The following is a 9,365-nucleotide window of genomic DNA, read 5'->3' on the forward strand; positions in this document are numbered from 1 at the left end:
AAGGTGAGTGCAAGACGCAGTCACAAACAATAACTATTGCTTATAAAGAATTATTAGAATCGAATTTCTATATATCAATTCTATAATTTCTATAATAACCATAGATTTCTTCTATGATTTTTCCTTCAAATTATACTCCCCTAGACATTCTAAGTAAGAAAAACCGTGAGATAAGTATGTAATGATGATACGAAAAAATGAATTTTATAGAAAAATAACGGTTTTTCAGTTAGATGAAACATCCAAATTAACACTTTAGACCCTTTCTATCCAATTATTACAACTATTTTTAGTAAAATTGCCCATGATTATTGCAGAAGTTTTACACAGTTAAAATTAAGGTTTCAATTTTGCTGTTTAAGGGGAATCGGTAATATTAATGAAAAATAACTCTTGCCTGTTTCATGCTATTCTTACATTATTCAAAGTCGAAAGCTTTTTGAAAGGAGTAAGGTTTAATTGAAGAAAAAATGGTTACTACCCATTTTCGCATCGTTTATGTTCTTCACAGGCATGGGTATTCATGATGCGAAAGCGGCAACAATAGATGATATAACAAATACAGCAAAAGCATATATAGGTGTTCCTTATCAATATGGAGGAACGGATATTAAGACGGGTGTAGATTGTTCAGCATATACACAAATTGTTTTTTCTAAGTTAGGGATTTCCCTACAACGTACATCTACAGCTCAATATCAGCAAGGTACTTCGATTGCTAAAGATCAGTTGAAGACTGGTGATCTTGTGTTTTTTAATACTTCGGGAAGCGGTGTTTCCCATGTTGGCATATACATAGGTGACAGCAATTTTATTTCAGCTACTACAAGTTCTGGGGTTAAAATCGATAAAATTAATGATCCTTATTACTGGGGATCTCGTTACGTAGGGGCAAAACGCATTGCAAACTTCACTGATAATGATTTGGGAGAAGTAAAAGGTACTGAAATCGACTTTAGCGTTTATGCATCGCGTGGAGAGGTAGCACTTAAACTGGCTAATCAATTACATTTAGATACTAGTAACACCAATTCAAGTTTTCCTGATGTAAGCCCATCGTCTAAATATGCAGGTGCTGCGGAAGCACTAAAAAAACTCGGCGTTTTTACGGGTGATGTAAACGGAAAATTTAATGCAGGTTCCCCTATAACACGTGGTCAATTATCGAAAGTTTTAGTGGAAGCATTCCATTTAAAACAACAAGGAACTGCGTTACAATTTGTTGATGTTCCAAGGACGCATTGGGCTTACAATTATGTAGCCATTCTCTCATCCAATAAAATTACGATTGGTAAAGGTAACAATATGTTCGGCGTGGAAGACAATGTCACACTTGTACAATTAGATACTTTTATCCAACGATTAACTCAATAACTTCAAGAAAAGGTGTTTCATCTATGGATGAGATGCCTTTTTTGTTCTTTTGCTTCTAGGCAATATCATTTCACACTCCCCTACTTGTCACGCTTTCTTCAATGAAAACAGAATATAGATAGTATCAATTTCATAGGATTCTTCCAATATCCACGAGGTTTGAGTTAAAATTCGCTGCAACCCTCGATGATTTTTGATCTAACTAAAACCAACAACTTAAGTACACTATTTTAATCTTTAAATCGAGTTTAACTAAAATGTCCAATAAAAAATCACCCCTTACTAGCGAGATGATTTTTATCAAATTATATGCGTCAGTACTCAATATTAGTTTCTGTTGTGCTGAAAAGCATTCTTATAGAACAGACATCGCAAAGTTAAAGTTATAAATCAACATTAATTTGAAAACTCCCTGTTGAAAATAAGGTTTTTTTGATTACTCCTAATCCCATACAGACCAAGCAGCCTCAATATGATTACCTGATGGGTCGGTAAAGACAAAGTATTTAGCATTTTCCCCTCGCATAACAATTTCAGTAACTTCTACACCACTATTTTTTAATGATGTATGTGTATATTCAAGGTCTGGACAATTCAAAGTAAACGTTTGATACGTGCGACCGTCGCGTAAAAAATCTGCTGTTGTAAGATCCTTTGTTTCTACAAGGAGTAATACAACATATCCTTCTGGCGGTGTTAATACTGCTACATAACCAATATCATCTTGAAACTTCGGTGTTTTTAGATGAAATCCAAGTTTATTTTGGTACCATTCAATTGCTTCATCAATATTGTTAGCTGGTAAATAGAGATAACCAACTTTACTGAATAACGACTTTTGTTCTTGAGTAACTTCCAAATTCATCACTCCTGATTTAAAATTTTATAGGCTGGTTAATAGTATTCTATAAAATCCAGTATATCCCTTTTTATAATTGGAATAATTGTTCGACAAGTAATAGCTTATTGATTCTGTTGTTTTAAGAACGACGCAGAATAAATGAATAAACTTTGTAAACAATATCCCTAAAAAGGTGGCGAGAAAATGAAAAAAATAGTGTTTGTTGTCTTACTTTTGTTTATTTCAGTTGGTGCTGTTGAGAAAGTATCTGCTCGTACACTACCATCAACTGAAGACCAAGTGGAAGTCGATGAGCAGCAAGAATTATCAATAAAGCAAGCGATTGAATTAGCCTATCCGCCTGCATTGAAATGGCATAAAAATGCTCAATTATTACAGGCAATAAATATAGATTTAGATAAGCCTGGGAAGTCAATTGGAAGTAACGGTAAAAGAAAGCATTGGAATATTCAATTTGGAGTGCCAGATACTAATAAGTTTTTTTTAGTAACCATTCATGACGGAAAAATAGATGATACAAATGATTTAACGGGGGATGGTACTTCTCCTTACCTTAAAAAAGAGTTTATACAAATGAAAGATATTAAGTATGATTCACCTGAATTGCTGCAAAAAGCTCTAAAAATTGGCGGTGTTTATCCTGGTAAAGATTGGGCTAAAGGGTATAATTTTATGCTTAGAAAAGATACAGAGAGAAATGTTCCCCTTCTATTAGTGATAGGTTGGAATAGTGACCAGACAAAAATAGAAGCAGCGGGCTTTAATGCTTCAACAGGAGAATACATTAAACCTAGTTAAATTTTATTCATTAGTAAGCTAGAGTGGGCTTTTGTGAAATAAGAGGATCAAAACAATCATTCTAGTATGCACTGCCTTTTAATATTTAGCATTTATCACCATAATTCAAGGTCACTTTTACAAGAGTGATCTTATTTTATTTCTAAAACTTTTTTTGAAAATTTTAATTTAATGAGTAGTTAAATATCGCAATTCCTTTTAACAACAATTCATATTATAGATTGTAGAAAGGAGGTAATTACTATGTCTGATTACTGCGGAACTGGCGGCGGTTATGGTACTGGTTCAGCATTTGCGCTAATCGTTGTTCTATTCATTCTATTGATTATTGTCGGCACTAGCTTCATCGGATTCTATTAATACCCAATACCGCCTCCCGTGCCCATAATTTTTAGGATAATATAAACTTATTCTTTCCCTTCGAATATTTACTAAGGGTCACTATCCTCCGGTGACCCTTTTCATATTTTCCTAAACAAAATATCCATTATTTACAGTACTAATATTTTTCATCCCAACTCTTTGAGATAGTAAATTATACAGTCAGTTGAAGATTTTACTGGTATCTAAAATGTTCGTGTTTTATGCAATTAGCGAAGTGTTCAGCCGATGGAGAAATCGCATTTTAACAACTCAAACACGAATGTTCAAGATTGATTATGTCGAAAAAGTTCGTTAACTATACCTGTGGTTAACCTAAGTCCTTTAGCGTTACGAAATACAAATAGTCCTAAATTCAAACATTCTTTACTGCAGGTGAAAAAACATGAAACAGGCCTCAAATAGATAGACAATGTCCCACGTTAAATACAATATTATTTCCCAATTTGCAACTATATTCTTCTGTGCGTACCTTATAAGTTTTAGTTTTGGTCTAGTTCCAAAGGTAAAAAAGCATATTCTCCGTTTTTAATAACCTCACATTTACGAACTGGAATAGGATGGCTGAAAATTGGTCCATCTAATACTGTTGTATGAAACTCTCCACCTTCTCCGCAAGGGTCGATACCACGAGCTTCAAGCTCTTTTACGTATTCATGGGTTAACGGTCGCCCTAAATCGTCCTCTCGCATTCCTAATGATATATTTACAGTTACAATGATTGTAACAAATCCTAGGTTTATGAACTCATCGACAGCTTCACGATGATTCATTTCCCATAAAGGCATGCCTAGCTTTAACCCAGCATTCTGCGTAACCTTGTCATGCCAGCAGCCATGTTCGGGCATATCTAAGTCTCCCGTTACTAATATTTCGGCACCTTGATTTTTAGCTTTTTCTAAAAGGTGCATGAATACATTTTCGTATTCTGTCCAGCTTGCTGCTGCAGTATAAACGGGTAAACCTATAGATTTAGCTTGAGCACGTATGAGCTCCGGAGGCATTCCATGAGATCTGGAACGTTTACCTTCTTCCTCCAGCATGACGATCAGTCCAATCGCCTCTCCAACCTTCATTGCTTTATAGAGAGCTAAGACACTATCCTTTCCGCCGCTAAATGAAGCTATAAATTTATGCCCTTGAGCACTCGTTTTCCAATCTATTAATTCGGTCATTCATATCTGTCCCCTTTATACTAATAAACTTTTTTCAAGCTCCTCCTCAGAATAGCATAAAAACTCATTTGCAATTTTATTATTACAAATGAGTTTAGCTTGTCGACAAAAGAATATATAAATTAATGTGTATGAATAAAAAATAGATGATTTTCACTTCGATTGGACGCTTTCCACGGGCTTGGTTTCAATCTCCTCGTGCGGGGCTTTCAGCGCAAACTCGTCGTCACTCTACGCGAAAATCAACGGTTCCTCATCAAAGCTGAACCAAAAGGCTTGCTTTAATTATTTTGCTCAAGGCATTGGTAAATCGCCATCATATCTCGTTTATTCAACTCACGAATACGGTTGAAAATTGGAATATCTGCAACAGCCTCCGTTCGTAAGCTTTCTACCACAACGTCACTTACTTTGCCAGTTAACCATGTTTGCACGTCTACACCATCGACAATTTCCTTACGCCCTTCATCATTAATACCACTTTCATAGCAACGAACACATGGTACGGATAATTTATAGACGCCATCATGGAGATTATCTTCTGAAATGACTTTCTTCCCATTACAGAATGGACATTTATGACTTGCTTTAATTTTATTAATTTGTGTCACAATTTTTTTGTAGCCAAATGCTTCATAGACGTACGTTAGTTTTTTGTGTTTTCCATTCGTGAAATACTGATCAATGATGGTTTCTCTCGTTTTGTCAATATTGGCAAAATCACAGATTGTAATCAGATTTTTGCTGCTTATTGCTTCGATATTGTCTTTAATTTTGTCCCAGAATGGTAAAACATTATTTAGTACTATTTCATAACCGGCGAAGCTTGCTAGATCTAATTCAAGCATTTTCAACGATACTTGTGTTTCTCTAGGAAGTAAGGAGACATCTTCCGTAAGAGTCATATCGCCACCAACAAGTGCTTTTAGTTTTTCAAGCTCTGGTAAGTTCCCTGCTGTTTTTATGACCTGATCAATCGGTTGATGAATTAGCTCGCGAATATCAGTGTCTCCAAACGTTAGTTTTTTCTTATGGTTTAGGACCGCTCCTTGACAGATTGGACAGGCAATCATCTCTTTTGATGCTTTCATTTGCTCTTTAATCAATGATTTCGAAATGACGATATAACGTCCAAGAATAAAATTAAAACCTTCCCATTTTTTTGAGGACTTACTCGCTTTATCATAAAATGATTTTTCCCAATAACCATATAGGAATGTATGTCTTTCTTCATCTGTCATGTCATTGTAGCTTTTACTAATATCTTGACCCAGTTCATTCTTAATCTCATCAAAAAGGAATTGCAATTTCGGATATTGATAATAGTTTAATACTTCCATCACGTCTGGATGTAATAAGCCATCCCAAAATGGCACAGTTTTGTCTTGAATGACTATATCGAAATCAAATTTTTCAATTTCCAAGCGACCCGAACAGCTTGGGCAATGATTTTCTTGACTAAAGAAATCGAAGCTTCTTGTATCTTTATTCGTCGGATGCGCAGCCACGATATGGTTGATCAGGCCACCAATTTCGTATAAAAAGCTATACTGACTATACAAGTGTCTTTCTAAATCAATGGCAACGACGGGTGCAATTGTTGCAGATTCGTACTCACCATAAATTAAACGAGCCATGGATGATAAACTTTTTAAAATACCGCCTTTATAAATGTTTTCAGCATTTTTAAAATAGCTAATATGATTGTCTTCTAAGTAATGAATACCATTTTTTGAAGCTAGTGTTGACGATATATGCAAGGAAGCATCACTATTTGTACTGTTATGCTGACTGAAATAATCATCATGACTGACAACATCAAGATGTCGAACAGGTTCCTGCTGTCTCTCCCCAAAATCAACGATAAAATCAGAGCTGTCTATCATATAGGCATTATGTTCAATCATCATAATAGAGACGGATTCATCTTGTAGAATGTCCCTAACACTATCAATGAATTGATTTAAAATATTTTGTGATAAACCTTTGGAAGGTTCATCAAAAATAAACAGTGTATGGGGGTTTCTTGCGTTCGAAAACAGCTCAGACACTAAATGAACACATTGAAATTCACCTGTTGATAAAGATTGTGTTTTTCTTTCCAACGTCAAATAGCCAAGTCCAAGCTTAATTAATAAACTTAAGCGTTTATGAGCGATGTCTTCATTCGGAAGATCCTCTATAATGTCCTCAATGGAACGTTGGAAAATATCATCAATGTCGTCACTGTATTTCGTCATTTTCTTTTTAATATCAAGAAACGTTGCAACCGTTGAACGGCTAGTAATCGACTGATTTCGGTCTTGTCCTACCATGACCAGTTTATCTTTTGGATATCGTTTTTGGAAATCCTTGGAAATACACTCATTGACAAGAGTCGATTTCCCACAACCAGACTCACCTGTAACAGTTACGAGTCTATTTTTAGGAATCTCAATGTCAGCCATTTCAATATTACGACAGTAAAGATCATGAAATTGATAATAGTCTGTAGGTATTGCCTGATTTCGTTCCCAATAGACTGGCTCTGGACGTGGTGATACTTCGACAATTTTACCGCCGTATTTCCCACTGCCAGGCCCAAAGAACAGTTGCTCATCTGCTGTATTTAGCACGGTATCAGAATGATCAATAAGCCAAATTTGGTTTTTGAAACCTAATTGTTTAATCTGCTCTAAAATTTTCAACAGCGTTTGGTGATCAAGACCAACAGAAATTTCATCTATAATAATCACGGTATTTTCACTAGCTGCCATAAACTCTGCTAAGTACAGTCGTGTTAATTCCCCACCAGACAAAGTCCCCATAATTCGATTTAACGTTAAGTAACCAATATTCATATTCATAATATTTGTAAGAATACGTTGTCTTTCTTCGCTAATCGCTAATTCCACTGAAAGAGAATAAATCGCTTCTATACTTAAATTGTTAATATCGGAAATACTATGTGGTTGATTCCATAATTCAAGCTTATAGTGTTCAACTTCTGGATTATAGCGCTTACCCTCACACTTTTTACATTCGACATTTTTAGTCGTGCCACGCCCTTTACAAGCAGGACACCAGCCTAATGCATTATTAAAGGAAAAGACTTCAGGCGAAAGATCAAACTTATCCGCCAGCTTTTCACGTATCTCTTTAAAAACACCTGTATGAGTACCAACCGTTGAACGTGGATTGGCAGAAATGGATGATTTCCCGAGAAAAAGGACTAAAGGCATCTCTTCCATCTTGATGGCACTGAAATTCGTTTCCATAATAGTAGGGAATAAATACTGATATTCAGCCTTTGGCAATAAAGAAACGAGACGCTTCTTGGATTCTTCACCAATTGTTTGACAGAATGTAGTTTTACCAGAGCCGGACAAACCAGCAATTCCTAAAGATTGATCTTCCGGCAAGACGACATCTAAACGATTGATATTGTTAGCAATTAATTGATTTATTTTCATCGGATATTCTCTCCATTCCATCTAGTATTGTCATGTTAGCACAACTACAACTGGATTTGTTATGTTTATGACATCCGCCGGAGGCTTTAACTTCTTTCAGCATTTGCTGAAAGAAGTTAAAAAAATGACGCTTTCCTTGTTCCGAAAGCGTCCAATTGTTGAAGAACAGTTTATTTTATTCATTTCTTATTTGATACCTACTTTTGATCTTGAAAAGCACGTATCAAGATGAAGAAATCATATTTTTAAAGTTCTGCTAACACTTTTTCAAGCTGATTACCATTGTTAACCCAAGCGTATTTAGCTCCTTCGATTGCTCCTTGACGAGCTTTCGTTGCTTCACTGAATCCGCTTTGATCAAGATGTAAATGTGTAGTTCCATCTGAACCTTCTGTCAACGTCCATGTCACAGTAGTTGTTTCTCCGGCACTTGCCCAAGTGTAAGATAATGTATGAGGTTCTTCCACTTTAAGTACTTCGCAATTGACAATTCCATCCCACCATTCATTGGGTTCAGCTCGGAATTGGAATTGATGTCCTACGATTGGTTTAAAGTCATTTTTCCAGATCCATTTTGCAAGCGTGTCTGAATCCGTTAATGCGTTCCAAACTTTCTCAATTGAACTTGTAAATTGATAATCTAAAGATACATCTGCTGTCATTTTTCTTCCTCCAATAAAAGATTTAATATAGCCATTCTTTCTTTCCAGAATTCTTCGTAATACGATACCCAATCTTGAATTTCCTTCAACGGACCGGCATTCAACCGATACCTCGTTTCTCTACCAACCCTTCGAGCAATTACGAGATCAGCATCTTTAAGGATAGCCAAATGCTTAGAAACTGCTGTGCGACCCATTTGAAATTGAGACGTTAATTCGTGAAGAGGTAATTCTTTCGCATCTGCTAGCAAACGTATTAATTGACGTCTTGTTGGATCAGCAATAGCAGCATAAACATCACGCTCTAGATTTTTCTCGCTCAAAATCCCCTCTCCCTTATAAATTAGACACTAAATGGTGTCTTAATTATATGACACCATTTAGTGTCCAGTCAAATTTTATTTTGAGCTAATGGCAATAGTTTTATTCTCATATCATCACTAGCGTCGCATTAAAATAATTCCACGCTAATATTTAAACTGAATTTTCTGTAATATATTCCAGGCACGAAAAAATCCTTTATAATGGTTTGGCGGTAGTAACCTATCCAAATCCAATATAAAGGACCAACGTATGGATAAGAATACACGAAAAACATCATTTGAACAATGGCTTTCACCAATTTCAGCAGAAAAAATGCATGAATACGTTGAAAACCATC

9 protein-coding genes are annotated in these 9,365 nt (G+C 35.6%); 3 read left to right on the forward strand and 6 right to left on the reverse strand.

Annotated elements, in window-relative coordinates; all coding sequences use genetic code 11:
* Positions 1–459: 459 nt before the first annotated feature.
* Positions 460–1,374, forward strand: a complete 915-nt coding sequence (locus tag AMS59_RS20770) for a C40 family peptidase (protein WP_053485623.1) — start codon at positions 460–462, stop codon at positions 1,372–1,374.
* 442 nt (positions 1,375–1,816) lie between these two features.
* Here AMS59_RS20770 and AMS59_RS20775 read toward each other — a convergent pair whose 3' ends face one another.
* Positions 1,817–2,233, reverse strand: a complete 417-nt coding sequence (locus AMS59_RS20775) for a VOC family protein (RefSeq protein WP_053485624.1) — start codon at positions 2,231–2,233, stop codon at positions 1,817–1,819.
* 186 nt (positions 2,234–2,419) lie between these two features.
* Between AMS59_RS20775 and AMS59_RS20780 the strand changes: the two genes are divergently transcribed.
* Together AMS59_RS20780 and AMS59_RS26750 are read left to right on the forward strand one after the other, a co-directional pair.
* The gene (locus tag AMS59_RS20780; RefSeq protein WP_053485625.1) at positions 2,420–3,034 is read left to right on the forward strand and encodes a hypothetical protein; all 615 of its coding nucleotides are present in this window, start codon (positions 2,420–2,422) and stop codon (positions 3,032–3,034) included.
* 243 nt (positions 3,035–3,277) lie between these two features.
* Positions 3,278–3,394 (forward strand): YjcZ family sporulation protein, encoded by a 117-nt coding sequence (locus AMS59_RS26750; protein ID WP_082337616.1) that lies wholly within the window; start codon positions 3,278–3,280, stop codon positions 3,392–3,394.
* 503 nt (positions 3,395–3,897) lie between these two features.
* On the opposite strand, the gene AMS59_RS20785 is transcribed toward AMS59_RS26750, so the two are convergent.
* From AMS59_RS20785 to AMS59_RS26495, 5 genes are all read right to left on the reverse strand, one after another.
* A complete protein-coding gene (locus tag AMS59_RS20785) occupies positions 3,898–4,590 on the reverse strand; it encodes a diphthine--ammonia ligase (protein ID WP_053485626.1) in 693 nt (230 codons plus the stop codon).
* A gap of 281 nt (positions 4,591–4,871) precedes the next feature.
* Positions 4,872–8,042: an ATP-binding cassette domain-containing protein gene (locus tag AMS59_RS20790; protein WP_053485627.1), complete on the reverse strand. Its 3,171-nt coding sequence runs from the start codon at positions 8,040–8,042 to the stop codon at positions 4,872–4,874.
* Between the two features lie 245 nt (positions 8,043–8,287).
* Positions 8,288–8,704, reverse strand: a complete 417-nt coding sequence (locus AMS59_RS20795; RefSeq protein ID WP_053485628.1) for an SRPBCC domain-containing protein — start codon at positions 8,702–8,704, stop codon at positions 8,288–8,290.
* Positions 8,701–9,027 (reverse strand): helix-turn-helix transcriptional regulator, encoded by a 327-nt coding sequence (locus AMS59_RS20800; protein ID WP_053485629.1) that lies wholly within the window; start codon positions 9,025–9,027, stop codon positions 8,701–8,703. Before AMS59_RS20800 ends, AMS59_RS20795 begins: the two co-directional genes overlap by 4 nt.
* A gap of 128 nt (positions 9,028–9,155) precedes the next feature.
* The coding region (locus AMS59_RS26495; RefSeq protein ID WP_053485630.1) for a hypothetical protein at positions 9,156–9,365 on the reverse strand (210 nt) is incomplete at its 5' end.

The organism is Lysinibacillus sp. FJAT-14745 (assembly GCF_001275675.1).
GTDB lineage: Bacteria > Bacillota > Bacilli > Bacillales_A > Planococcaceae > Lysinibacillus.